The organism is Maribellus sp. YY47, from assembly GCF_023111095.1.
Taxonomy (GTDB): Bacteria; Bacteroidota; Bacteroidia; order Bacteroidales; family Prolixibacteraceae; genus Draconibacterium.
Window position 1 is genome coordinate 141,584 of the sequence record NZ_JALGYW010000001.1, and the last position, 25,652, is coordinate 167,235.

The window sequence follows — 25,652 nt, forward strand, 5'->3', positions numbered from 1 at the left end:
ATAGTTATTTCGTAGTTTTGATCGTATAATTAATACTTGGTTATTTTACGATTTAGCACTGTTCAAAAAACGTCAAAAAAAAGGGAATCGCGAGATTCCCTTTTTGCATTATAATTTTGCCATTTCTTCTTTTAACCATTTGGGTCGGTTGGTGGTAATCCCTGACACGCCGATGTCAGCAAGGCGTTTGGCTTCAGCGGGATCGTCAACAGTCCATGCCAACATTTCGAGGTTTAGCTTTTTTGCAGTTGCCATTACTTCCTCGCTGATGATGGAACTTTGCAGATTCACTCCGGCGAGCCCTTTAGTAGCGGCTTCCTCCATTTTCTGGGTCAATCCTTGTTTTGCTGAACTCAGCCAGTAACATTTGTTTTTCGGAAAAGCTTTTTGCGCTTTCACAATCGTATTCCAGTCGAAACTGATAAATACAATTTGATCCTGTTTTCCGCTTTCTTCCAGCACCCGCTCCAGCAACGGAACGACTTCAGCACCGCATTTAATTTCTACCACCAGCGTTTTGTTGGCCGGAATGGTTTGAATAACTTCCGATAAGTACGGAATTTTCTCACCTTTAAATTCCTCACCTTTCCAAATACCAGCATCGAGGTCACGCAGCAGAATCGAAGGTGTTGTTTTTATTTCGAGGTTCTTTTTGCCGTTACAGGTTCTTTTGGTGTTTTTGTCGTGTATCACCATAATCCGGTTGTCTTTGGCCAGGTGAATGTCAATTTCCACGGCGTCAGCGCCAAGTTCCCACGCCAGCTTAGCCGAAGCGACCGTATTTTCAGGTGCCAGGTAAGAAGCGCCCCGATGAGCAATGATAGAACTTTGTGCCATAAGATTATACCCAAAAACGGTAAATAACAGAATTGAAATAATTGTCTTCATGATGTTGCTTTGTATCGATAGTAACAATAATTTTAGCGAATGTAAGCTTAAAAATGTAGTTTTGAAACCACTTTTAATGCATTTTAAAGGTTATTATTTTCTTCACCGCCTTTTACAACATGACCAAAACAAACAGGAAAAGCAAGAAGACCGGGGACGGGTTATCAGGAGCTTCAAATGTATTTGTGGTGTTGCTTTTGAAGGCAATGGCGCGATTACCCTTTGGCGCTTTGTATTTGTTGGCTGACGGGATTTATTTTGTGCTGAAGTACATCGTACAGTATAGAAATGCCGTGATTCTCGAAAATCTTAAAGCTGCATTTCCGGATAAAAGAGATGAAGAAATTGTTGAACTGCAGAATCGCTTTTACCGGCATCTTTCCGATGTTTTCCTGGAATCCGCGAAATTGCATTACATGAAAGAAAAAGAGATTCAAAAAAGGGTGCGCTTTATTGGAGTGGAAGAGATGAACCGGTATGCGGAAGAAGGGAAAGGTGTAATCGTGCTGGCTTGTCACCACAATAACTGGGAGTGGGGGAGTTACCTTCAAACACAATCGAAGCATCATATCCTGATGGTGTACAATAAAATGAGGAATAACCCGCCAATGGATGACTTTTTATTACTTTCGCGCGAAAAATGGGGCGGACAGGCAGTGCAAATGGGGCGTGCTGCAAAAGCGGCTTTTGACGCAGCTAAAAAGAGCAAGCCTTCGTTGTTGTGGCTGGTGGCCGACCAGAGGGCCTTGCCCGAATTGGGATCGTGGGCCTTGTTTCTGAACCGCGAGGGAGCATTTTATACGGGCCCTGAAAAGATTGCGCGAAAAACAAATCAACCTGTGTTTTTCCAGAAGGTTAAGAAAGTAGCACGGGGAAAATACGAATACGAATTTACGCTGATGGTGGAAGAACCGGTTAAAGCTGCTCCGAATGAAATATTGCTGACGTATATTCGCAAAATGGAAGAAGCCATATACGAGGCACCCGAATATTATTTGTGGAGCCACAGGCGCTGGAAGCACCAACGCCCGGCAACCGCACCGCTTATTCAGTAAAAAGAGAAAACAATGATTGATAAAGAACTGGCAAAACGAGATAAACGCTACCACGAAGGATTTTTCAAAAAGATCGGCAACGGGACACTGGTCCTTTTCCTGCGTTTTCTTTCCATACTTCCTTTTTGGGTGATTTATGGTATTTCAAATGTCCTATACTTTCTTTTGAAGAACGTTGTAAAGTACCGGAAGAAAGTTATTCTTGAAAATCTGACTTATGCTTTTCCCGAAAAGTCAGAAGAGGAGAAAAATCAGATTGCTAATAAATTCTACCGGCATTTTTGTGACTTTGCGCTTGAAACCGTGAAGTTATACAGTATGAACGATGCCGAAATGAAGAAAAGGTTGACGGTTAAAGGGATGGATCAGGTGAGTGAATATACGAGCCAGGGGAAAAGCATTATTTTGCTCGGATTTCATTACAACAACTGGGAATGGTGTAGTTCTATTCAAAAGCGCTGGGACAACAAGCTGCTGATGATTGTGAATCCTATGCGGGGAAATCAGGCGCTCGACAAGTTTATTGCTCACTCGCGCGAGAAGTGGGGTGGTGTTTCGGTTCCGGTACATAAATCGGCGCGCATGGCCATCGATGCGGTTCGTAAAAAAGAACCGGTAGCCTTGTGGCTGGCTGCCGATCAAACGCCTTCGGCCGATTCGCCTTTCTGGACCCTGTTTTTAAACCGTGAAGCTCCGTTTTTTTCCGGCCCCGAAAAGATTGCGATAAAAACCAATCAGCCGGTATTCTTTCTTCATCTGAAGAAAACAGGCAGAGGAAAGTATGAAGCTGATGTATCGTTAATGTTTGAAGAGCCAAAAAATGTAGAGTCGAAAGATATCATGCTGGCTTATATCCGAAAGATGGAAGAAATCATCAGGGAAACTCCCGAATACTATCTTTGGTCTCATCGCCGCTGGAAACACCGACGCCCGGAAGGAATCGAGCTGACGTTATAATTGCTGAAAATCAGGCACAAAAAAGGGGTAACCGGCTTCATCACGTTCTGGTCAAGGAATAGTGATTAGTTAGGAAAATGTCCTTTTATCCGGTCCCCCTGAAAAAACTGCACTATTTGATTTTAATCCAAATCAATCTGTTTTAAATCGCTTGTACCATTATTTCCTGCGAAAAACATCAACGTTCTGTGTTCTGCTTTTCCGGTCTGGAATAAGTTACAACCGTGCTTGCTCCTTGTTCTGCAGCACCGGCAGTTTTCACTACCGATGTTTGCTTACGCTCGTTTGCATTTCCACGACGATCGCAATTAACTTACAGGCAATGCATAGCCTTTTTTTGTTATGGCAATACAGTGTCGCCCATTAAGTAAAGATCCACTTCGCGGGCAGCGGCACGTCCTTCATTAATGGCCCAAACTACCAGCGACTGTCCTCTACGGGCATCTCCGGCAGCAAAAACCTTTTTAATGCTGGTTTTAAATTGGCCGTACTCTGCTTTATAATTCGATCTTGGATCGCGTTCCATATTCAGCTCTTCCGCAATTTTATCCTCAGGACCCAGGAAACCCATCGCCAACAGTACCAGGTCTGCTTTCATGTATCTTTCTGTTCCGGGAATTGCCTGAGGCATTCTGCCGCCGTTATCCGTTTTTACCCATTCCACCTGTACGGTGTGCAAGGCTTTTACTTTGCCATTGTTTCCTTCAATTTTAGTGGTCATTACAGAATATTGGCGCGGATCTTTTCCTTTCGCGACAATCGCTTCATGCTGACCGTAATCGGTCTTTTCGCTGCCGGGCCATTCGGGCCATGGGTTAATAGCTTTGTTGCGTTCTTTTGGAGGCTGCGGCATAATTTCAAGCTGAGTAATGCTTTTACAGCCATGACGCAACGATGTTGCCACACAGTCGGTACCGGTGTCACCACCTCCAATTACGATTACATTTTTATCTTTTGCCGAGATGTATTTGCCATCTTCAAGTCGGCTGTCGAGCAAACTTTTTGTATTGGCAGCCAGGAATTCCATGGCAAAATGAACGCCATCCAACTCACGGCCTTCAACCTTTAAATCGCGAGGTTTGGTAGAACCGGTGGTTAAAACAACGGCATCAAAATCTTCGATTAATTTTTTGGTGCGAATGTCTTTCCCGATTTCAGTGTTGGTTTGGAAGATAATGCCTTCGGCGGCCAAAATATCCACCCGTCGTTGCACTACCTCTTTATCCAGTTTCATATTTGGAATTCCGTACATCAGCAATCCGCCAATACGGTCGTCGCGTTCGAAAACAGTAACAGTGTGGCCGGCTTTGTTTAATTGCGCAGCACATGCCAGTCCTGCCGGACCCGATCCAACAACGGCAACAGTTTTACCGGTGCGGCTTTCCGGTGGTTCCGGAACTACCCATCCCTGGTCAAATCCATTGTCGATAATGGTTCTTTCGTTATCGTGAATGGTTACGGCAGGCTCGTTAATTCCGAGCACACATCCGGCCTCGCAGGGAGCAGGGCACACTCTTCCTGTAAACTCAGGAAAATTATTGGTGTGGTGAAGACGATCAAGTGCTTCTCTCCAGTGGCCTTTATAAATCAGGTCGTTCCATTCGGGTATCAGGTTGTACACCGGACATCCCGAGGCTCCGTTGTGCAGTAGCGCACCGCGGTGGCAAAAAGGAACTCCGCAATCCATACAGCGGGCACCTTGCGTCTCGCATGTTTCTTTGTCGCGAAGAATGTATACTTCGTTCCAATCTTTCAGTCGCTCCTCAATTTTACGCGTTGGATTGGATATTCTTTGATATTCTAAAAATCCTGTTGGCTTTCCCATGTCTTAACGTCTCTAAAAATTACAAGTTGGCCAGATGCATATCAAATGCAGCATCAATAACATCAGACTCTTTTTCATATTTCCCCGTTTTGCGGGCTTCTTCAATGTAGTTCAGCATGCGTTTGTAATCGGTTGGAATAACTTTTACAAATTTGCCTATTGTCTCGTTCCAGTCAGAAAGAACATATTCTGCAACGGTTGACCCTGTTTTGTCCAAGTGTTTCTGGATCATAGCTTTCAGTTCTTCCTGATCCTGCTTGTTCTCCACTCTTTCCAGCTGAATCATTCCCTTGTTACAAAGGCTGGGGAAATTGCCGTCGATATCGAGTACATAGGCAACACCGCCCGACATTCCTGCACCAAAGTTTCTTCCGGTTTTACCCAGAATAACGGTTGTTCCTCCGGTCATGTATTCGCAACCGTGGTCGCCAATTCCTTCAACTACTACTTTTGCTCCCGAATTACGAACACAGAAACGTTCGCCGGCAACACCGCGGATGTAAGCTTCTCCGTTTGTGGCCCCGTAGAAACATACGTTACCTACAATGATATTCTGTTCAGGAATGAATTGTACATTTTTAGCCGGGTAGATCGTCAAATGACCTCCGGATAATCCTTTTCCGAAATAGTCGTTCGCATCTCCTTCAACCTCCAATTCGATACCTTTGCAAACAAATGCACCAAACGATTGTCCGGCTGAACCTTTCATTTTAAAATGGATGGTTCCGTCAGGCAAGCCTTCGCCTTTATATACTTTGGTTACTTCGTGCGACAGAACGGTACCAACACTACGGTTGATGTTTTTAATCTCGAATTCTGCGGCTACCTTTTCACCGTCTTTTATTGCTTTTTGTGCAGCTTCAACAAATTTCCAGTCGAGAATTTCTTCCATCTGGTGATCTTGTTTTTTGGTGCAGTAAAGACCTTCTTCAGCGCCAATCGTTTCTTTAAAAAGAATTGGGCTCAGGTCAAGACCTTTGTATTTCCAGTGATCGATATCGTCTTTAAATTTCAGACACTGCGACTGACCCACCATTTCGTTGATCGTGCGGAAGCCGAGTTCTGCCATAATCTCACGAAGACCTTCAACCAGGAATTCGAAGAAGTTTACAACATGGTCCGGATTGCCTTTAAATAAACCACGTAATCTTTCGTTCTGTGTGGCCACACCCACAGGACATGTGTTGCTGTGGCATTTGCGCATCATGATACAGCCTTCCACCACAAGGGCCATGGTAGCCACGCCCCATTCTTCGGCACCCAGTAAGGTGGCAATAGCAAGGTCACGCGAGGTTTTCATCTGTCCGTCCGCCTGAACCACAATACGGTTACGTAAGCGGTTGCGAACCAATGTTTGGTGTGTTTCTGATAACCCAAGTTCCCATGGCAGACCGGCATGTTTAATTGAGCTAATTGGCGATGCACCTGTTCCTCCATCAAATCCTGAAATCAGCACAGCATCGGCTTTTGCTTTACAAACGCCGGCAGCAACCGTTCCTACTCCTGTTTCAGAAACCAGTTTCACGTTGATACGTGCATCGCGGTTACTGTTTTTCAGGTCGAAAATCAACTGTGCCAAATCCTCAATCGAATAAATATCGTGGTGAGGAGGAGGCGAAATTAATCCTACTCCCGGAGTTGAGTTACGGGTACGCCCAATCCAGCCATTTACTTTATGTCCCGGAAGTTGACCTCCCTCTCCCGGTTTTGCTCCCTGAGCCATTTTAATCTGCAGCTCTTTGGCCATGCTCAGGTAGTAGCTGTTTACACCGAAACGTCCGGATGCAATCTGCTTGGTGGCAGAGCACATATCGTCGCCATTTGGCAGTTTGGTGTAGCGAATTGGGTCTTCACCCCCTTCTCCTGAGTTTGATTTCGAGCCAATGCGGTTCATGGCAATGGCGAGCGTAGTATGTGCTTCCCACGAGATCGATCCAAACGACATTGCTCCCGTAGCAAAACGGGTAAGAATGCTTTTGGCCGACTCCACCTCTTCGAGTGGGATTGATTTCCGATCGGAATTAAAATCCATCAACCCACGTAAGGTGAAAGCGGCTTTTGCCTGATCGTCTACTACGTTACAATATTTTTTATATTTCTCGTAATCCTTTTTTCTTGTTGCTTCCTGGATAAGCTGGATGGCTTCCGGACTCAACAAGTGACGTTCTCCGTCTTTGCGCCAATGATATTCACCACCCGGTTCGAGCACTTTTGGTCCACCCTGACGGGTTGGAAATCCTTTGCGATGACGCATCATGGCTTCTTTGGCAATGTCGTCAAGGCTTAAGCCTTCTACACGGCTAACGGTTCCGGTGAAGTATTTGTCAACCACTTCCTGTTTCAAACCAACGGCTTCGAAAATCTGCGCGCCCTGGTACGAAGCCAAAGTTGAAATACCCATTTTCGAAAATACTTTCAGCAGTCCACTGCCGATCGCTTTCACGTAATTCTGGACGGCTTGTTCCTTGGTAAGATTTCCAAGGTTTCCTTCATCCACCAGATTTTTGATGGTATCGATAGCCATGTATGGGTTAATGGCAGAAACACCGTAACCCAATAAAGTGGCAAAATGGTGAACTTCACGCACATCTCCGGCTTCCATTATAATGTCAGCTTTCCCTCTTTTCCCAACACGAATAAGGTGGTGGTGAACAGCCGAGGCTGCCAGGAGAGATGGAATTGGAGCATGGTCGGTGCTGACTGCAAAGTCGGTCAACAAGATGATAGAGTATGCTTCGTCGATGGCATCTTCTACGTATTGACACAAACGTTCCAGTTTATTCTCCAATGTTCCTTCTTTTCCATTAGCATGGAAAACGATGCTAATTTTTTTGGTTTGGAAGTGTGTATGATCAACATAAGCCAGTTTTACCAATTGTTCGTTGGTTAAAACCGGTTGATGAACTGCAATTCTGCGGCAGTGCTCCGGCGATTCAGTCAGGATATTTTTAAAACCACCGACATAGGTTCTTAAGTCCATAACAATACGCTCCCGGATGGGGTCGATTGGTGGATTGGTTACCTGTGCGAATAACTGCTTAAAGTAATGTGCCAGATGCACCGGGCGATCGGAAAGGACAGCCAGCGGATTGTCAGCACCCATTGAACCCAAGGCTTCGCCTCCGGTTTTTGCCATGGGTTTCAGGATGACCTCAATGTCTTCATGCGTAAATCCAAATGCCTTTTGTCTTTTAAAGAGTGTTTTCTTATCCGGGTCTTTTAGTTCCAGGTCGGGAATAAAAGGAAGATCATCCAGGTAAGTCATATTGTTTTTTACCCATTCGCCATAAGGCTGGCTTGAGCAAATTTCAGCTTTAACTTCTTCGTCAGAAATAATGCGACCTTGTTGCAAATCAGCAACAAACATTTTTCCCGGTTGCAGACGGCCTCTGATTTTCACCTTGTCGTGAGGAACATCAATTGCACCGGTTTCCGAAGACATAATCAATGTGTCGTCTTCCGTGAGACAATAGCGGGACGGACGCAAGCCGTTACGGTCGAGTGTCGCTCCAACTAGTATTCCGTCGGTAAAACATACTGATGCCGGACCATCCCACGGTTCCATCATGGCAGAATAGAATTCATAGAAGTCTCTCTTTTTCTGATCCATGTCAGGATTGTTTTGCCATGCTTCAGGAATAAGCATCATCAACACATGAGGTAAGGATCTTCCACTCAAAACCAGCATTTCGATAACCATGTCGAGGTTGGCGCTGTCTGAATCCCTGATGTCACAGATGGGGAAGATCATTTCCAGTTCTTCTTTTGTGAATGCTGAGCATTGCAGAAGTACTTCGCGGGCACGCATCCAGTTGATGTTACCTTTGTTGGTGTTGATCTCGCCGTTATGCGCAATAAAGCGGAATGGCTGTGACAGTTTCCACGAAGGGAAAGTATTTGTAGAGAAACGTGAGTGAACAAGTGATAATGCGCTAACCGCCAGCGGATTGGTGAGGTCTTTGAAATATAAAGAAACCTGTCCGGTGGTTAGCTGTCCTTTGTAAATAATGGTTTTGTAAGAACATGAAATAATGTTCATGCCATTGAATCCCAAACCGGCAACTGAATCACGTGCCAGTTTCTCGGTATATTTTCTGAAAACAAAAAGTTTGCGGTCAAACTCTTCCACTGTCATGCCATCGGGCTTTCCGATGAAAAGCTGTTCGATATAGGGTTCGGAAGCCAGCGAATCGCGGCCCAAATCCGAATTGTCAACCGGAACTTCACGATAACCTAAGAAGGGTAGTCCAAATTTCTTAAGTGTCCTTCCGATAATATCTTTACATTCCGAACGTTTTCCGTCTTCCTTGGGGAAGAAAATCATGGCTACGCCATACTCTCCAAATTGAGGTAATTTAATGCCCTGCTTTGGACATTCTTCCATGAAAAGTTCATGTGGAATTTGTAGTAATATCCCTGCACCGTCACCGCTCTTAATATCAAACCCGGTACCCCCGCGATGTTCCATACGTTCAAGCATCGACAAAGCATCAGAAATCACGCTGTGTTTCTTTCTCCCTTTTAGGTTTGCTACAAAGCCGATACCACAACTCCCATGTTCAAATTCGGGGCGGTACAATCCTCTCGCTACAGGTTTTTTTGTCTGCATCATCATTCCTTTCTGTTTAAATTTCCCTTAATGTACAGTGATAACCGCTGTCTAAAATTAAGCACTGCCAAATTGTAAGTTAAAATTAAATTTTACTTACGGAGTGAAATCAAAAATAATTAAAGACGTTAAGATTCACAATCAATCATCCAAAATTACTTGTTTAATAACATACAATTAACTTTGGTTTTTAAGATCTAAATCCGTAATGGAAGGTTAATTTGCTTCCAAAATCATGACATTTGTCAGGATTTTAGGACGTTAAGCTATTTGCTTAGTAACTTATGCTTGGCTTCTTCAATGCTTTCAAAGTGAAAGCTTTGCAATGTGTTTTCCATTTTTTTGCCAATTTCATCCAGGCAAAGGTTGCCAATGCTCCCCTCGTGGGAATGTTTTACCGATTTTTCAGGATGAAAACTGCCTTCTTCAATCTGTGCTCCAACCTGTTTGTAGGCCTCCCTAAAGGGAACTCCGTTTAGAACAAGTTTGTTCACTTCTTCTACGCTGAATAAATAATCGTACTTCGAATCATTCAGAATATTTGTATTTACTGTCATGTTTTCGATAGCAAGCGTAACGATGTTCAGGCAGTCGTTCATTTCTTTAAACGACGGCAGAAATACTTCTTTCACCATTTGCAGGTCGCGGAAGTAGCCACTCGGCAGATTGTTGATAATCATGCTGATTTGACCGGGGACTCCCTGTAATTTATTGCATCGTGCCCGGGTAAGTTCAAAAACATCCGGGTTCTTTTTGTGCGGCATAATGCTCGAGCCGGTGGTGAATTCGGACGGTAGGCTTACAAAATTGAAGTTCTGACTCATAAAGAGGCAAACATCGTAGGCAAGTTTTGAAAGTGTAGCCGCCAGGTTGGAGAGGGCAAACGAAACGATTTTTTCGACTTTCCCACGTCCCATCTGAGCATAAACTACGTTGTAATTCATGTTGTTGAATCCAAGCAGATCGGTTGTCATCTGGCGGTTCAACGGGAACGAAGAGCCATAGCCTGCTGCCGACCCCAGTGGATTCTGGTTAGTGATTTTAAATGCGGAAGCCAGCAGTTCAAGATCGTCGGTGAGGCTTTCGGCATATGCGCTAAACCAAAGCCCGAAAGACGAAGGCATGGCCACCTGCAGGTGAGTGTAGCCAGGCAGAAGGATTTCTTTTGTTTCCTCTGCTTTTTTGAGCAGTATACTTGTCAGGGTTGCAGTGCTCTCCACAATTTCTTTGATCGCATCGCGGGTAAACAGTTTCAGGTCGAGCAGTACCTGGTCGTTACGCGAACGTCCGCTATGGATTTTTTTGCCCAGATCGCCGAGCTTTTGCGTCAATAAAAATTCAACCTGAGAGTGTACGTCTTCCACTCCTTCTTCGATAACAAAATTACCGGCCGCTGCTTCGCTATATAGTCGCTTTAGTTCGGCGAGCAAAACCGGGAGTTCCTCTTTCCCAATTAATCCCACCGATTCCAGCATGGTGATGTGCGCCATCGATCCGAGTATATCGTGCGTGGAAAGATAAAGATCGAGTTCACGGTCTTTTCCCACGGTGAATTCTTCGATGGCTTTGTTTACCGGTGTTCCTTTGTCCCAGAGTTTCATGTTGTCAAAGTATTTGTTGAATTTAGCTCTTCCTGTTGCCCATTGACTTACAGGAGATCTGCCTGTTTATTATTGTATTGTGCGGAAAACTCCGCCAGCAAACTGTTTTTTGCTTGAACTGAATTTTATTTATTGGGCTGTCCCACCTAATCCCGCGTTTGCAAAGATAAAATTTCGTGTTTGTTTATTTTCTGAAAAAGAGCCAAATGTTAGCAGAAGGTTGTTTTGGTGGTCAAAATGTATAATATATGGGATTAAAAATGTTTTTGGTGATCGTATCTGTTTTACAGCGAAAGGTATGTTGATGACTACGTTTGGTTACCATTAGAATGATGTCTTTCCCTGAAGGGTGTTCGGGAATATTGCTACATTTGTGCGGTTAAAAAAATATTAAATTCAGGAAACCATGTGCTCCTGGATCAGGGGAAATTTCCACCTTCAACTGCCTGCGAATTTTTAGCGACAGGTAAGTTTGATAAAAGTGGTTGATTCCCCGAAATAAAGAACGTTAAGCAGATGAAAACATTTAAGATTGTATTGTACATCGTTATTGCAAGTTCGTTACTGGCAATCACTTCTTTCTATTTTGCCGAGCCTTTTTATCATAAAATGGTAGCCGAAGACGGTCCTTTTGAGAATCTTACTGCTTTAGCTTTGCTGGCTATTTCCGGTTTGTCGGTTGCCCGCTTGGTCAGACAGCGGAACACGCGAAATAAATTTTGGGTGATTCTGAATGTGTTGATTGTTTTGGGTACCTTTTTTGCTTTTGGTGAAGAGATTTCATGGGGACAGCGGATTTTTGGTATTCAATCGGGCGAATACTTTATGCAGAATAACCTGCAGGGGGAAACCAATCTGCATAATCTCGAGATTGGCGGTGTTAATCTGAATAAACTGATATTCTCGCAAGGACTCGTAATTGTCTTTGGATTCTATTTCGTTCTTTCACTTGTTTTATACCGTAGGTGGAATCGGTTTAAAAATCTTGTTGATTTATTTGGTGTTCCCATGCCTCGAATAAAGTATTCAATTATACTTCTTGTGTGCACCTTGCCCATTCTGCTTGTGCCCGACAAAAGAATCTGGGAATTGTGGGAGGCGCTTTTTGCTACAATTTTGTTACTTGTTTTTATCGATCCCTGGAATGAAAAGGAGGGATTGCTAAAAAAATAGCCAGCTTGTCAAAGGGCAGAATCATTGTCCTAATGTTATTCCTTTTGTTGTGTGTGCTGAAAATCGCTGCCTTGCCAAAAGGTTTTGGCGGGTTCTTCAGCCGTAATGCCTGTTTGTTTGTTAACATACAGGTAACCTTCTCTATGCGTTTGGGTTAGATCGGCGAATCTTGGTATTTTTGTAGTCTGAAAGCAATGGGAACGAATTTAAAACAAGGAGTCAGTGGCAGGTTGATCGGACAGGGCCGTTCGGGGAAAGTGTATCGCTTGTCTGAAAATGGCAACGATCTGGCCGTGAAGGTATTCTCGGGGGTAGATAGCCTGACAGACCTGGTGAACTATGTTGTTACCGGGGCGCCCAATCCGTACGGTTGGAGCGAAGATGCAGTGATGAGTGCACATTTGAGACGGGAAATACTTGAGCAACTTTTGTATTTCTGGTTTGGAACAAAAGTCCGAATTGCTAAATCTTATGGAGCCGGTTGGCATGCAGCCGAAAAATCATTTAAAATATCTACCGAGTTTGTGAGCGGACGGCCCGCGAAGCTTCACCATCCTTTTTCCGGGAAATGCGATTGGGAATTGGATGATCTCACCCGAAACGTGATGAAGCCTTTGCAGGAGAAACTCGCTGAATCGGGTTTTGACGGGCTGGTTTGGCAGGCTGGAAAAGGCAATCCCATTGCGCTGAACAATTTTCTTCTGGGAGAAGATAAAACCTGGATTTGGATAGATGCCGAGTCGGGTGTACCGGCTTTGTTTCCCTTAAATCCGTTTTCGTTGCTGGGGTATTATCTGCCGAAGTCGGTACGTTACCGGCGTGCCCTCTTTGATGATGTCGATATTCCGAAGCTAAGATCGTATCTGGGCGAGCGGCGGGAAGCAATTGTACAGGTGTTGAGTGAGGATGGTTTTATTCTTTTGCTCGAACGTATAAAACAGCTGGATCAGCATCAAAAGGCGTGGAAGTCGGTTCGCCGGATTCAGAAAAGTATCAATTATCAGCTTGTTAAGGGAAAGATTAATTCCGAAGAGGCTGATTATTATTCTCGGAATAAAGTACAGTGGGTAAAAAAAGAATTGCTGCGTTTCTCGAAAAAGGCGTTTGTGAAGGTATTGGTTGATCTGCCTTCGACGGCTTTTCGGTGGCTGCGTTCCCTCCCGTATCTCAAAGTGTTGAAAAATGCTGTGCGTTTTTTGTTTAATGGCGATTACCGGAAGCAGAGTGTTGATGTGTTGTTGAAACAACGGATTACAGAATGGGAAAAGCGGGGCCAGTTAAATCAGAAGAGTGCTGATTTTTTGAGGGGGCAGGCCGATAAGGAACTTGCCAGTCCGTATCTGTCCGACTTTATTATACTGATCGGGTTGAAGCCGTTAATGAACGTTGTGGAATTGTTTGTTTTTCCGGCATTGTATGCTGCCGGTGTCATCAGTGAAGCAACCCTGGTGCTTGGTGTGGCGCTCGGAGGTATAATTTACCGTACGCTTTATACGCTGGGGCGGATGGTTTACGAGCGTTTGTTTTTGCCTTCCGAAAAACGTCATCCGCGCTGGATTGCGCTTTTTGTGGGAATGATCCCGACTTTTGGGAATCTCGCCTATCCAACGCAAATGGTTTACGCCGCCGGTTCAAAAAGTCTCGAATTGTCTGAGTTTCTGATGTACGATATCAGCACGCGAATAGGTGCAAAAATTCCAATATGGGGTGGGAAAGACACCCTCACCGAACACTTCTTTAATCATCTTCCGGATGTAGTGATCCGAAACAGAAAGGCACTCAAAAAACGAAAACTAATGAAAATGAGAAGAAAGCAAGCTGCTGCTTTCAGTTAGATTCAGCTAGCTGCGTATTACGATGTCTTTAATCTTTTTGGCAGGATTCAGGAAAATCAGAAACAAAATTCCAGCCAGTGCAAGTTCATGTAATTCACTTTCTTTCTTCATTTGTATCAATGTGAGAACTGCGATGTTGGTAATGAAGAACACCGCGATGTGGTGTAAGCGCGGTACCGGAACTCCAAAATCAATAACCAGTTTGCGGAAGGATTTCATTTTCCAGGTTAACAAAGGAAGAAGAATGAAATACACCACCAGCGCCACAAACATCAGTTTTGAAAACACGAGGATATTAAGGTCAACTCCATCGATTTTAAGGTTGTGAAGGTTGGTTTCGCCCTGGTAGTTGTGTTCCATGAAATATTCTCCTGTATGAAGGCCCAGTATTCTTTGTCCCCAGGAAATTTCTTCACCGGCGCCGAAAATAAAAACAAGGCAGGAGAGTGTATAAAAAAGAATTTGTTTTTTGTCTTTTCGTTGAATAGCCTTTACCGCGTTAATTCCGAGCACAATGGCACCGAGAAAAAGGAAAAGAGCCGTGAGGTATTCTACCCAGCCGTCTTCGCGAACAACTACCCGGAAGGCTTCGTAGCTTTCCATTCCTTTAATTTTGGCGTAAGCAATAAACCAAATGATAATTCCGTAAACGATAATGTCGGTGATTAAAATTCCTGATACCTTTTTGCTCATTTTGTAAAATTGTTATTTATGGAATACGATGGAACCGGGATGAACAGTCTCTGTTGTTAATGATCTCAAAATAATGATCATCTCCGTTTCATTTCAGCGTTTAATTGTAACTTGCGCCAAAATTAAGATTTTTATTATTCGTAAGCTATTTGAAATTACCAATATGACAAAAGATCGTTATTTTATCCTCACTGCAGTTGTTTTGGTCCTCATTGTAATCGTTGCTTCACTTCCGGTGCCTTTGTTGGTGAACGCGGCAAAGTACGCACAAGTGGGGCGCGAAATTCTTGTAAATCACGACTGGATCAATCTTACGATAGGTGGTGAAGCTTACGATCAAAAGCCACCGATGTTATTCTGGCTGGCTGCAGTAATGTTTAGTGTGTTTGGTTATTCGGCTTCAGCTTATAAAATATCAGTAATTACAGTTTCTCTTTTAGGTATATATTCTACTTATCGGTTAGGCAAGTTCTTCTACGGTAAAGAAACCGGTTTGCTGGCAGCGCTCTTCTGGGGAACTTCGCTGGGTTATCTTCATTTTCATAACGACATCCATACCGATACGATGATGGTGTCGTTTGTTGTTTTTTCGGTTTGGCAGTTTATGGCCTATTTCAAAGAACGGAAGTGGTACCAGTTTATCCTGGGCGCTGTAGGAGTTGGTTTGTCGATGGTGACAAAAGGGCCGGTCGGATTGCTGATTCCCGCTTTTGCAGTGGGTGCCAGTTTGCTGGTGCATAAACAATGGCGCGATATTTTTAATCTTCGGTGGTTGGTTGCTGCCCTTATTGTCGGGATTATTATTATTCCCGCCTTGCTCGGATTGTTCCGTCAGTTTGGGCTGGAGGGCATAAAGTTTTATTTCTGGACCAACAACATGGGGCGTGTTACTGGTTCTTATCAGGGGACAAACAACGACTATTCGTTTTATATTCATACTTCGTTGTACATGTTGCTGCCCTGGACCGTGTTTTTAGTGGTGGCCATGTTTGATGAAATTAAAAGCCTGGTCAGGCTGAAAAAATCAGAGATAAAAACCGTGGAGGTAGCAAATATTGCGGCAGTAGTCTTCTTTCTGGGGATTCTGAGTGTAGCCAAGCAGAAAAACCCACACTACATGCTTAGTGCGATTCCATTCATGTTTATCATTACCGCCAAGTGGACCGTCCGGAACTTTGCCAGGGAGCAGTTTGCTAAAAAAGCAAAAGTAATTTCGGTTATTAATAAGGTGGTGACGGTTTTGTTTTTGGCCATGATCCCGTTTATGTCTGCCTTTTTCTTCCCCGAAACCAGAATTCTGTATTGGATTATTGTGGTTCTTATGGCAGGAGGGGCGGTTTACTTTGTTCTGCGGAAAATTGATCTGAAAAAACAAATGTTGATGTTGCTGTTGGCCTCTTCTGCGCTTTTGTTTACCATTAATTATAACATGCTTCCCAATATGTGTAAGTATGAAACTTCGATTGAGGCTGCAGAAATTTTTAATAAAATGGCAGAACCGGGAGCAACTTTAAATATTTACGGAGAAAAAGCCCGTTTGTGGGAGTTGCTGTTTTATTCCGATTCGTACGGAACCTATCTGCAAACCCCGGAAATGCTGGATGACTTTTTGCCTCATCCCGGTGCCTGGATCTATACAACTGAAGCCGGGTATGCCGAAATGCAGGAGAAGGGAATTGAGATGGAAGTGGCGCACGAATTTACCGAGCATAAAAAAGTAACCAGTCAGTCCATTAATTTTCTTAATCCAAATAAACGGGCTTCGAGGTTTCAAAAAATGTACCTCTTGATCCTGAGATAATTCTAAGTTACATACGTTTATTACCCCCAATTTACGGCACCATTGTTTTTTGGGGTCAGTCGTCTTGTTGTGTGCAATGAGGCGCACTTTTTTCATCTTATGTCTTTTTATTCTGTAACAGCCTGCCTGGGCTGTTTTTTTTTGTTTTCAGATCAATTTTGAAAAGGGTGATGTATGGACAAAAATCTTTGTATTCCCTATCAGGTAAAATAAAAGACATAAAAAGCGCACTGATAATATCAAAAAGAAATAAAATGACATCAAACATTAATAATTTGTTAAACGACATGTGTGAGGTGTATTTTTTAGGGGTATGTCGCCAAAAAAATATTTTTATTTGAATAAAGAAAGAAAAATAAGGGGGTTAGCTACAGAAAAAGTAATAAAAAATCTATTAAGGTATTGAAAAATGCATACTAAAGATTGAAAAACTAAAATATCTAACAGTATAACTTTTAATTTTTACGATTATGAAAAAAACACTATTCATTGCTGCAAGTATGTTACTATTGGTAACTCTTTTTGCTCCCGGCGCAAAAGCGCAGGAGTGGAGCACCGGATTGGATATTTACTCAAGCTACATCTGGAGGGGGGCCAAATTTGGATCAGGTCCTGCATTTCAGCCATCCCTTGAATTAAATGCCGGAGGTTTTGCGATCGGTGCATGGGGCTCAGTTAGCTCTTCAGTGGACGAAGGCTTTGAAATGGACCTTTATGTCGGATACAGTTTTGATCTTGGCGAAGGAAATTCATTGAGTTTAACAGTAACCGACTATTACTTTGGGGGCGATTGGACAAGCTCTGACTATCATTCGATAGAGCCAATGGTGGGTGTAGGGCTTGGAGGCTTGTCGTTAACAGGTGCCTATATGTTTTTGCCCGATGGTGCTATGTCGGCAGACGGTTCAGAAAATGATGGCGACGTGTATGTAGAAGCCAGTTATTCTTTTGAAAAATTTAGTATCGGTGTTGGCGCTGGTGAAGGCCAGTACACGTTACATGCCGATGACGAAGGAAACGAAAAAGATGACTTTGGAATCTGTAATATCAATATCGGAACATCGAAGGAAGTGAAGATAACCGATACTTTCACGCTGCCCGTATCGGGAGCCGTTATCCTAAATCCTACTACCGGCGGATTCTTTATCACTGTAGGTATTTCTCTGTAATCATTAAAATTCGATAACAATGAAAAAAATTGAAGCGATTATACGCAAAACAAAATTTGAAGAAGTAAAAGATGCGCTGTACGAAGCAGGGATCGAATTCTTCTCCTTCTGGGATGTCAGGGGTATCGGACAGGCTCGCGAGGGCCGCGTTTACCGTGGAGTTATTTACGACACCAGTACCATTGAGCGTACGAAACTCGAGATTATTGTTCGCGACAAAAATGTGGGGAAAACAGTTTCCGCTATTCTAAGCGCTGCAAGAACCGGCGAAATCGGCGATGGTAAAATCTTTATTCTCCCGATCGAAGAATCGTACAGGATCAGAACCGGTGAAGAGGGCGACGAATCACTTTACATCAAAGGAAAAGAAGAGTAGTAACTGAAAAGAAATTAGATTATCATGGAAGAAACAATACAAGGCCTACAAATAGGTATCGACAACATGTGGTTATTGGTTACCGGATTTCTGGTAATGTTCATGCAACCCGGATTTGCGCTGGTTGAAGCAGGTTTTACCCGTCAGAAAAACACCGCAAACATCCTGATGAAAAACTTGCTTGACTTTTGTATCGGTTCATTATTATACTGGGCGATAGGTTTTACAATCATGTATGGTGATTCAATCGGTGGATTTATAGGAATGCCCGATCTGTTCTTTATGAGCGATGGTTTTGGTGACAACTACTCCGACTATGCCGACTTGTTTTTCCAGACAGTGTTTGCTGCTACTGCTGCTACCATTGTTTCGGGAGCCATGGCTGAAAGAACCGAATTCAAGGCATATCTGATTTTCAGTATCGTTATTACTGTCCTGATTTATCCAATCTCAGGTCACTGGACATGGGGTGGTGGCTGGTTGAGCCAACTTGGATTCCACGATTTCGCCGGTTCGTCGATCGTTCACTCTGTGGGCGGATGGGTTGGTTTGGCTGGTGCAGCTATGATCGGACCACGTATCGGCAAATACAAAGCAGACGGAACTCCCAATGCTATTCCGGGTCACAACCTGGCCTATGGTGCACTGGGGGTATTCATCCTGTGGTTCGGATGGTTCGGATTTAACCCGGGTTCTCAGCTGGCAGCTGCCGGAACCGACAATGCCGTAGCCATCGGTCACATTGCTGTTACTACTAACCTGGCTGCAGCCGCTGGTGCTGTTACTGCTATGCTGGTCGCATGGTTCCGTTACAAACGTCCTTCTCTTTCTATTTCGCTGAACGGCGCTTTGGCTGGTTTGGTTGGTATTACCGCTGGTTGTGATGCCGTTAACCCGGAGGGAGCCGTTGCAATCGGTATTATCGCCGGTTTTGTATTGCCGTTTGCAGTAGAATTTATCGATAAAGTATTAAGAGTTGACGATCCGGTGGGTGCTGTTTCAGTACACGGAGTGAGTGGCGCTATCGGTACTTTGGCTGTTGGCTTATTCTCAACAAGCGAAGGTTTGTTCTACGGCGGTGGCGCTAAATTACTGGGTATCCAGGCAATTGGTGTATTAACATTTTTTGTATGGGCATTTGGTTTAGGATTGATTTTATTCTTCATCCTGAAGAAAACAAATATTCTGCGCGTTTCCAGGCGCATTGAAGAAGAGGGCCTCGATGTGTATGAGCACGGTGAGAGTGCCTACAACTAATCTTCTTCAGCTTTTAAGTCTGTAGCTGTCTGTTTATGGCCCCACCAGTGGGTGGGGCCTTTTCTCGGAACCGTTACAGAAGAAAATAAACTACCTAACAGTTACATATTTCACGTTCATTTAAGGTCAAGGCTAGCTATTTTAGTTAGATTAGAGAAACGGGAACCGGTTGTCAGAAGGCAGCCGGTTTTTTTGATGCCGAAAGCTCGATGCTTGATACTCGCTACTCGATCCTTGCTGCCTGCCAAGTCTACCAAGCTATCCAGTAATCAATGACTAATGACCAGTGACTTGTTGCTCGCTGCTCGAAGCTCAAAGCTCGCAGCTGTATTGTCGTCAATCAACTTTAGCCCTCTCGGCTCCAGTTAAAAGCGATTTAATTTCCTGGTTTTGTTGATAAAAAATAAAAGTTTCGGGGTTGAAACGTTTGTCGATCGTTATTTTTGCTGACTCAAAAAAATCTGAAAGATCATGATGCAGACTTGGTTCGAAAGCAAAGTAAAATATATGAAGGTTTCCGAAAGTGGAACCGAAATGATGGTGACTGAAAGCTTCTTGTTGGATGCTGTTTCCTACACCGATGCCGAAACACGTATTATTCGGAAAATGCAGGAAATGGTGCGCGGCGGTGAGTTTACCATTGTTGATATCAAGAAATCGAGGATTGCAGAAGTGTTCCCTTTCGAAGACGGCGAGTGGTGGTATAAAGCAACCATTAACCTGGTAACCGTGGATGAGGAAGCCGGTAAGGAAAAAAAGCTGCGTACCTACTACCTGATAATGGCCGATGATATTCGCGAAGCGCTTAACCGTCTCGACGAAAGCCTGAATTACCTGGTGATTCCTTATGTTACTTCTTCGCTTGCCGTTAGCAACATTGTTGATGTATTTCCATACGAACCAAGTGAATCGATGATTCCTGAAGGTTTTGTGCCGCTTGAGAAAAAGCCAAAACCCAATCCTATTTTTACCGATGGCGTAAATCCGTTCGAAAACGATACCGAGGAAGAAGAAACAGTGGAAGATGCCTTTGCAGGAGACGATTTTCGGGAAGGCGACGAGGCACCGGATACTGATGAGCCGGAGCTTGAAGAGCCGGAAACCGAGGAGGAAAATTAGAACCGCTCTTGTTTTTACGGTTTACTGAAACTTTACGATCAGTGGATGGTAAAGCGAGAAGTTGGTAGTAATATCTCCAATAAATAGTGAGGCAATATAGCTTATCTAAGAACAACTTTTTAGGGATTGGATCTTTTGTAAAGACACCGTTGTTTGCTATGACTTAATTCAGCGTCTCCGGGGCCGTATACGAGACCCGTATCCGTCGACTAACTCATGGTGTGAGAGCGCTCCGGGGGCTTCGGCTCACCGGCCGTCTACCCGATTAGCATCCGTTTTACTCTTTTACCAAGCGAATAAAAGCTCTTTTGTCACTCGTTTGAATTGAAATGATATAAATACCAACTGTGGTTATCGCTACACATGCAGTTGTGTCTACGCATCCATTTTCTGTGAGTTCAACGGCATAATTACCATTAGCTGTTGCTGTGAAAGATTGTCCTGTTTCGCCAGCTATTTCTGTTTAACTATTATCGCAGTCTAACCATTGGTAAGTCGCTGCACTATTATTTGAATTAATAGTAGTTCCTATGGTTGAGGTAGTAACGTCTGAAACACTATTAATTGTTAGGTTAAGTGTTACAAGAGAGTCACAACCTGTCATCGGTTCTATCTACATCTAACTTCATTTTTTAAAATCGATGGGGCGACGCCCCATACTCCAATAATCAAAGTGTCTTAATCCCTAATACAGCGAACAGAAAAGCCATTTCCCTTAAAGTAATTGGGTGTGGTCACAATGCTGCTAACGGCGAACATGGCCCGGTACCAGGCGCTATTGTTAACGCTCTCGGTAGCACTCCACCAGAACCCGGTGTTGCCAATGCCGTCGAATGCCCCATATTGGTATTCACGGTAACCACCCGGAAGGGCTGTAAAGCCAGTTTCGTTGGTTGCTGCAAAATTTGGGTTTGCCCAATGTGTGATGCCGGATTCTTTTAGCTTGCCACTGACTTCTCTTTCGTCTCCAAGATAATCGATTAATACTCTCCACTCGGCATCGGTAGGTACATGCCAGCCTGTGGGGGCCAGTTTGCCTGTATTTACTGCATACCAATTGTATAATGCACCATAAGTATCTTTATAAGTGGTTTCATCGTTATTGTACCAGCAATACGCCCCGCTTGTTAATGCAACCCATTCATTACTATCTGTTATATTGGGTATTTCTGTGCCATCGTTATAATGTGTGGTTTTTAAATTTTCGGCCATCCAGGTTTGGGTGCCTATCGTTATAACTCTGTAAACATTGCCGTCAGCATCAATGACACCGTCAAGGGTTGTAAAGGTTTGCTGATTACCGTATCCTGTCCCTGTACTATTGGTGGCATACGCCCGGACATAATGGGTGGTGTTTGGTGTTAAACCGGTAAGGTTGCTGGTATAACTGCCCGTACCTGTACCATCGGTGGTTATTCCTGTGTTGTTATCAACGGTTGGATTTTCTGTTGTGCCCCAAACCATTCCACACGCAGTAACGGGAGCTCCGCCATCATTCGTAATATTTCCGCTACAGGTAGCCGTGGTGGTGGTTATGGCTGTAACCTGTTCGGTGGTTATCGTAGGCTTTACCGCGTCATCATCTTTTTTACATCCAGCTGTAATAAATAGGAGTATTCCTAATAGTAAGGGAATAATCAGGCGTTGGTTTTTCATAATACTAAAATAGTTTATCCCTACTTGTATAAGGCTTTGGGAATCCTTTCGTATTGAAGTTGTCAAAAAAGTGAACCGGTGTTATATGAAAATAGGTTCGTTTTAAATATTTTTTCAATGTTTCAAAGCCTGTTGAAAGGCCTGTACCAATGAACGTTCAACGTAATCGTATTTTATCCAACGTTCAGGTAATTTACAATAACGAACATAAATTCACTATGGTTTTTGTCATAAATTTTGTTTAAATCGAATGGAGGATAAAATATAGTTGGACACTGGCGCTTGAACGTAATCGTATTTTATCCAACCAGGCTTCAGTCTGTTAATGTATTAAAATTCAATATTTCGCCTTTGAAAATCGGGGAAAGGCTTTCCGTATTTGCAAGCAGTAATTTCAGTGCATTCGGCTTTTTTTATTTTTAGCATTCTAAAAATAAACATAAGATCATTTCGCAATTGAATATCATTTGATAATTGGCTCACCTTTTCATAATATTCCAATTATTGTTTGATAATTGCCTCCCCAAAGCCGGGGTGAAACAATTATTACTTGATAGTTGCCGGTATTAACGCCTTCACGCTGGTTATGCCGGGCAAAAGTTATTGAATATTAGTTATGGATTATTGCTACAACACTATTACTCCCTGCAAACTGAGACTGGATACTGCGACTGACTCTGAACACTGCACGCTGAACACTCAATCCCTTCAATCCTTCAACTGATCAGTCCTCTGGTAGGTCGCTATTCATTTACAATTTAGCCGTTTTGCAATTTGGCAATTTACTTATAGCTCGCGGCCCGAAGCTGGTGGCTATTTTAAAGCATAGCTGTACAATTTTCCGCTGTTGCTGCCCACGACCACATTGAGTTGCCCCTGCGTGAGTGCTCCAATGCTAAAGGCGCTGCTGCCACGCATCGGGAAGCCGTCGTACAGTTTGCCGTCGGGCTTAAACAGGTAGATCTTTTCGGCTTTTGTATCGCTTATGCCCACCATTTTCTGGTTAGCCGAAAATGTGTACACACCGGGGGCTTCGGTAATGGTGTTGTCCAGTTTTTCGGAATACAGTTTTTTCCCGTTTTCGTCAATTACTTCCAGCTTGTTTTCATCCACAAAAATAAAATCGGGGATACCGTTGCCGTTAAGGTCGCTTACATTAAACCGGTGTTTACTGCTGTATTTTCCGGTATTTTTCTGCACATATCGTCCGTCGAAATAGAGGTAATACACCACCCCGTCTTTATCGGTAGTTACCATTTTGGGTGTCCCGTCGAGATTCAGATACAACGGATTGTCGGAGCTCTCGAATGCAGCAGCGGTTTTTACGCGCGTTATTCCCCGGCGGTCCTGAATATAGATTTTCGAGCGGTCTTTAAAAACAATGTAATCTTTGCCGGCCACCCTGAAGTGCTGAACGGGAGTGCTTACTTCGCTGGCTGTTTTATCGAAATCCCAACCCGAAACCATCTTCCCATTTTGATCGTAGGCGAGTACTTTCCGGTTCTCGCAGGCCACAAAATAGCGGTATTTCCGGTTATTGTCGTAGTCGAAAACATTTACCCCGTTGGTTGCCGGCGATGCGAAAGCAACCGGGAAACCGCTTACGTTGTTTCCGTTCCGGTCGATCAGGTATAACTTCTCGCGCGTATTAAACAGAAACTGAAGTTTGCCATTGCGGAAAAAGTCGATCTGGAAAATTTCGCCCATTATCTTTCCACTGATCGGAATGCTCCAGATTTTTGTTCCGTTTTCGGATACCAGGTGTAATTGGTTGCCTTTATCCTGCACCAACACGTCTTGTGTGGCCTTGTTGTTGTAGTTCACTACAATCTGGGGTTTCATTTCGATGGCGTCGCCGAGGTTGGTTTGCCAGGCAGCGCGGCTCGATGCTTTGGGGCGGCTGTCGAAACTCAGACAGGCCGAATTGAAAAACAATTCTTTCTCGCAAATGATTTGCCAGCTAAAGGCATCGAATTTCCGCAGCGCTTCTTCGTTCGATTTAAAAAGAGCCTTCGTTGCGTCGTTAAAAAGTGTCTGGTTCCATTCAAAACTCCGGTTGATATCGGCGTAAATTTCCACATTCGAGCGGCTTTCCATGTTTTCGGCAAAGGATCTGTAAAGCGGGGCATCGCCCAAAGTTGTTCCCGAACTCAGGTTGTCGAGGCAGTTTTGAAGCGTTTTTTCAGAGCTGCCAAAAATGGCATAATCGCTGTAAAAAGCGAGGAACGAGGCCTGCGGTAATACAAAGGCCTTGCTCATCCACACCGACGGCAGGGAAGGGAAGGGGAATTGATAAATCCGGAACTTTTCACCTCCTGCATTGGTGTAGTTTGTTATTAGTTTCTCGGGTTCGAGTTTATTCCGGCTGGCGTAACTTCCGATCATTTCGTCGATGGCCGACTGTGCGGCTTTCTTAGCGTTCAGGTTAAAAATAAACAGGCTGCCCGCTGGTTTTCCCTCGCTGAAAGACGTAACCGCACCAATGGCCTGGTTGTGGATCATCCCTTCGAAAGTGGTTTTAAAATCGACCGACATGGCCCGCTCCATTTTGCGGATCCGTTCTTCGCGCTGGTAAAAATCGGTGCTTCTTTTGAAGTAGTTTTCGAGTTGCTCAAAAAACTTTTTCCGGTCCGAAAATGAGAACGAAATATACCAGGCTGTGTTTTCAGGAAGTACTTTTCCGGCTTCTCGCGTAACGGGTTCCTGCCCGGCAAAAACCGACAGAAAATTATTCAGCGAATCCGATGCAATGGTTATCCCGTTGGCTTTAATGCTTTTTTTATCGAGAGCAATATCGAGTTCGCTCCATTGGGCAAAGTTCTCCAAATCGCGCACTGCACTTTGAGGACTTGCCGAAAACGACTCGCCAAATTCGTTGTTAAGGCTTATTCTTTTTCCGCTGAGGATATGGGAACATAGTTCCGGCAAGCGGGTTTGGTTCACGTACCAGGCGATCCGTGTTTGTGTAGTGACCGATTTGCTGACCTTTACAAAGTCGTGGTTGTCGAGCAGGTTGCCTGCACTTAACTGCCGGATTCCCTTTTCCACCAGAATTACTTCAGGGCTGATTAGTACCAATCCGTCGAGCGCAGCAAAGCTGATCCCTTTTCCTGCACTGCCACTGACCTGGGTTATTTTATGTCCGTTGTATTTTTTTGAAGTGAAAGAAGAAACAGGAGTATGCAGCAAACCGGAAAGCAACAGTTCGAGCGAATGAAGTTCATGCGAACTCTTCATTTGGGCAATAATCAGCGGCTGCAGTTTGTTCTCGCCAACAAAATCAAAAGCCATCACAAAAGGACGTTTGCCCAGCGAATTTTGAATCTCGCGGTTATTCCGGATCAGCGTGTCAATTTGTTCGCAGGTGGTGGTGAGCCAGCTGATGTCTTCCATCGATGACAGGCCTTCCAGAATTTCGTTATCAACGGGTAAGGAGCGAAGCGAACTCAGCTCCAGAAAAAAGGGCGATGATACCGGCACTGCTTTGAAGAAAGATGTTTCTTTGGTGAAAACCGACTCGGTTTTATTCCAGAGGAAATAAGCGGCAAGGCCACCAACAACAATAAGGAGTATGATGATGAGATACTTCTTCATGTGACAAAAACTATTTACGTTCAATGGTGATGCCTCAATCTGCC

The 25,652-nt window shown here is 44.0% G+C and carries 16 protein-coding genes; 9 read left to right on the forward strand and 7 right to left on the reverse strand.

What is annotated here, in order from left to right; translation table 11 throughout:
* Positions 1 to 108: 108 nt before the first annotated feature.
* Entirely contained in the window at positions 109 to 888 is a 780-nt protein-coding gene (locus MR764_RS00710) for a glycerophosphodiester phosphodiesterase family protein (RefSeq protein ID WP_247977461.1), read from the reverse strand.
* Positions 889 to 1,007: 119 nt separating this feature from the next.
* On the opposite strand from MR764_RS00710, the gene MR764_RS00715 reads away from it, so the two are divergent.
* Together MR764_RS00715 and MR764_RS00720 are read left to right on the forward strand one after the other, a co-directional pair.
* Positions 1,008 to 1,943 (forward strand): lysophospholipid acyltransferase family protein, encoded by a 936-nt coding sequence (locus MR764_RS00715; protein WP_247977462.1) that lies wholly within the window; start codon positions 1,008 to 1,010, stop codon positions 1,941 to 1,943.
* A gap of 12 nt (positions 1,944 to 1,955) precedes the next feature.
* Positions 1,956 to 2,900: a lysophospholipid acyltransferase family protein gene (locus MR764_RS00720; RefSeq protein WP_247977463.1), complete on the forward strand. Its 945-nt coding sequence runs from the start codon at positions 1,956 to 1,958 to the stop codon at positions 2,898 to 2,900.
* A gap of 340 nt (positions 2,901 to 3,240) precedes the next feature.
* On the opposite strand, the gene MR764_RS00725 is transcribed toward MR764_RS00720, so the two are convergent.
* The 3 genes from MR764_RS00725 to argH form a co-directional block, all read right to left on the reverse strand.
* On the reverse strand, positions 3,241 to 4,725 hold the full coding sequence (locus MR764_RS00725; protein WP_247977464.1) for a glutamate synthase subunit beta: 1,485 nt from the start codon (positions 4,723 to 4,725) through the stop codon (positions 3,241 to 3,243).
* Positions 4,726 to 4,744: 19 nt separating this feature from the next.
* Positions 4,745 to 9,340, reverse strand: a complete 4,596-nt coding sequence (gene gltB / locus MR764_RS00730) for a glutamate synthase large subunit (RefSeq protein WP_247977465.1) — start codon at positions 9,338 to 9,340, stop codon at positions 4,745 to 4,747.
* A gap of 260 nt (positions 9,341 to 9,600) precedes the next feature.
* Entirely contained in the window at positions 9,601 to 10,935 is a 1,335-nt protein-coding gene (argH, locus tag MR764_RS00735; RefSeq protein ID WP_247977466.1) for an argininosuccinate lyase, read from the reverse strand.
* Between the two features lie 516 nt (positions 10,936 to 11,451).
* On the opposite strand from argH, the gene MR764_RS00740 reads away from it, so the two are divergent.
* Both MR764_RS00740 and MR764_RS00745 read left to right on the forward strand, forming a co-directional pair.
* Positions 11,452 to 12,108 carry a hypothetical protein gene (locus MR764_RS00740; protein WP_247977467.1) on the forward strand — a complete coding sequence of 219 codons (657 nt, stop codon included), beginning with the start codon at positions 11,452 to 11,454 and terminating at the stop codon, positions 12,106 to 12,108.
* 194 nt (positions 12,109 to 12,302) lie between these two features.
* Positions 12,303 to 13,943, forward strand: a complete 1,641-nt coding sequence (locus MR764_RS00745) for a hypothetical protein (RefSeq protein ID WP_247977468.1) — start codon at positions 12,303 to 12,305, stop codon at positions 13,941 to 13,943.
* Between the two features lie 6 nt (positions 13,944 to 13,949).
* Here MR764_RS00745 and MR764_RS00750 read toward each other — a convergent pair whose 3' ends face one another.
* Positions 13,950 to 14,636 (reverse strand): hypothetical protein, encoded by a 687-nt coding sequence (locus MR764_RS00750; protein ID WP_247977469.1) that lies wholly within the window; start codon positions 14,634 to 14,636, stop codon positions 13,950 to 13,952.
* A gap of 163 nt (positions 14,637 to 14,799) precedes the next feature.
* On the opposite strand from MR764_RS00750, the gene MR764_RS00755 reads away from it, so the two are divergent.
* From MR764_RS00755 to MR764_RS00775, 5 genes are all read left to right on the forward strand, one after another.
* Positions 14,800 to 16,437, forward strand: a complete 1,638-nt coding sequence (locus MR764_RS00755; RefSeq protein WP_247977470.1) for a glycosyltransferase family 39 protein — start codon at positions 14,800 to 14,802, stop codon at positions 16,435 to 16,437.
* A gap of 470 nt (positions 16,438 to 16,907) precedes the next feature.
* The gene (locus MR764_RS00760) at positions 16,908 to 17,606 is read left to right on the forward strand and encodes a TorF family putative porin (protein ID WP_247977471.1); all 699 of its coding nucleotides are present in this window, start codon (positions 16,908 to 16,910) and stop codon (positions 17,604 to 17,606) included.
* Between the two features lie 19 nt (positions 17,607 to 17,625).
* Positions 17,626 to 17,982: a P-II family nitrogen regulator gene (locus MR764_RS00765; RefSeq protein WP_247977472.1), complete on the forward strand. Its 357-nt coding sequence runs from the start codon at positions 17,626 to 17,628 to the stop codon at positions 17,980 to 17,982.
* Between the two features lie 24 nt (positions 17,983 to 18,006).
* Positions 18,007 to 19,239 carry an ammonium transporter gene (locus MR764_RS00770; RefSeq protein ID WP_247977473.1) on the forward strand — a complete coding sequence of 411 codons (1,233 nt, stop codon included), beginning with the start codon at positions 18,007 to 18,009 and terminating at the stop codon, positions 19,237 to 19,239.
* Positions 19,240 to 19,710: 471 nt separating this feature from the next.
* Entirely contained in the window at positions 19,711 to 20,358 is a 648-nt protein-coding gene (locus MR764_RS00775) for a DUF4494 domain-containing protein (RefSeq protein WP_247977474.1), read from the forward strand.
* 678 nt (positions 20,359 to 21,036) lie between these two features.
* Here the strand turns inward: MR764_RS00775 and MR764_RS00780 are convergent.
* Positions 21,037 to 22,014, reverse strand: a complete 978-nt coding sequence (locus tag MR764_RS00780) for a fibrobacter succinogenes major paralogous domain-containing protein (protein ID WP_247977475.1) — start codon at positions 22,012 to 22,014, stop codon at positions 21,037 to 21,039.
* Positions 22,015 to 22,827: 813 nt separating this feature from the next.
* Positions 22,828 to 25,608: a DUF3352 domain-containing protein gene (locus MR764_RS00785; RefSeq protein ID WP_247977476.1), complete on the reverse strand. Its 2,781-nt coding sequence runs from the start codon at positions 25,606 to 25,608 to the stop codon at positions 22,828 to 22,830.
* Between the last annotated feature and the right edge of the window lie 44 nt (positions 25,609 to 25,652).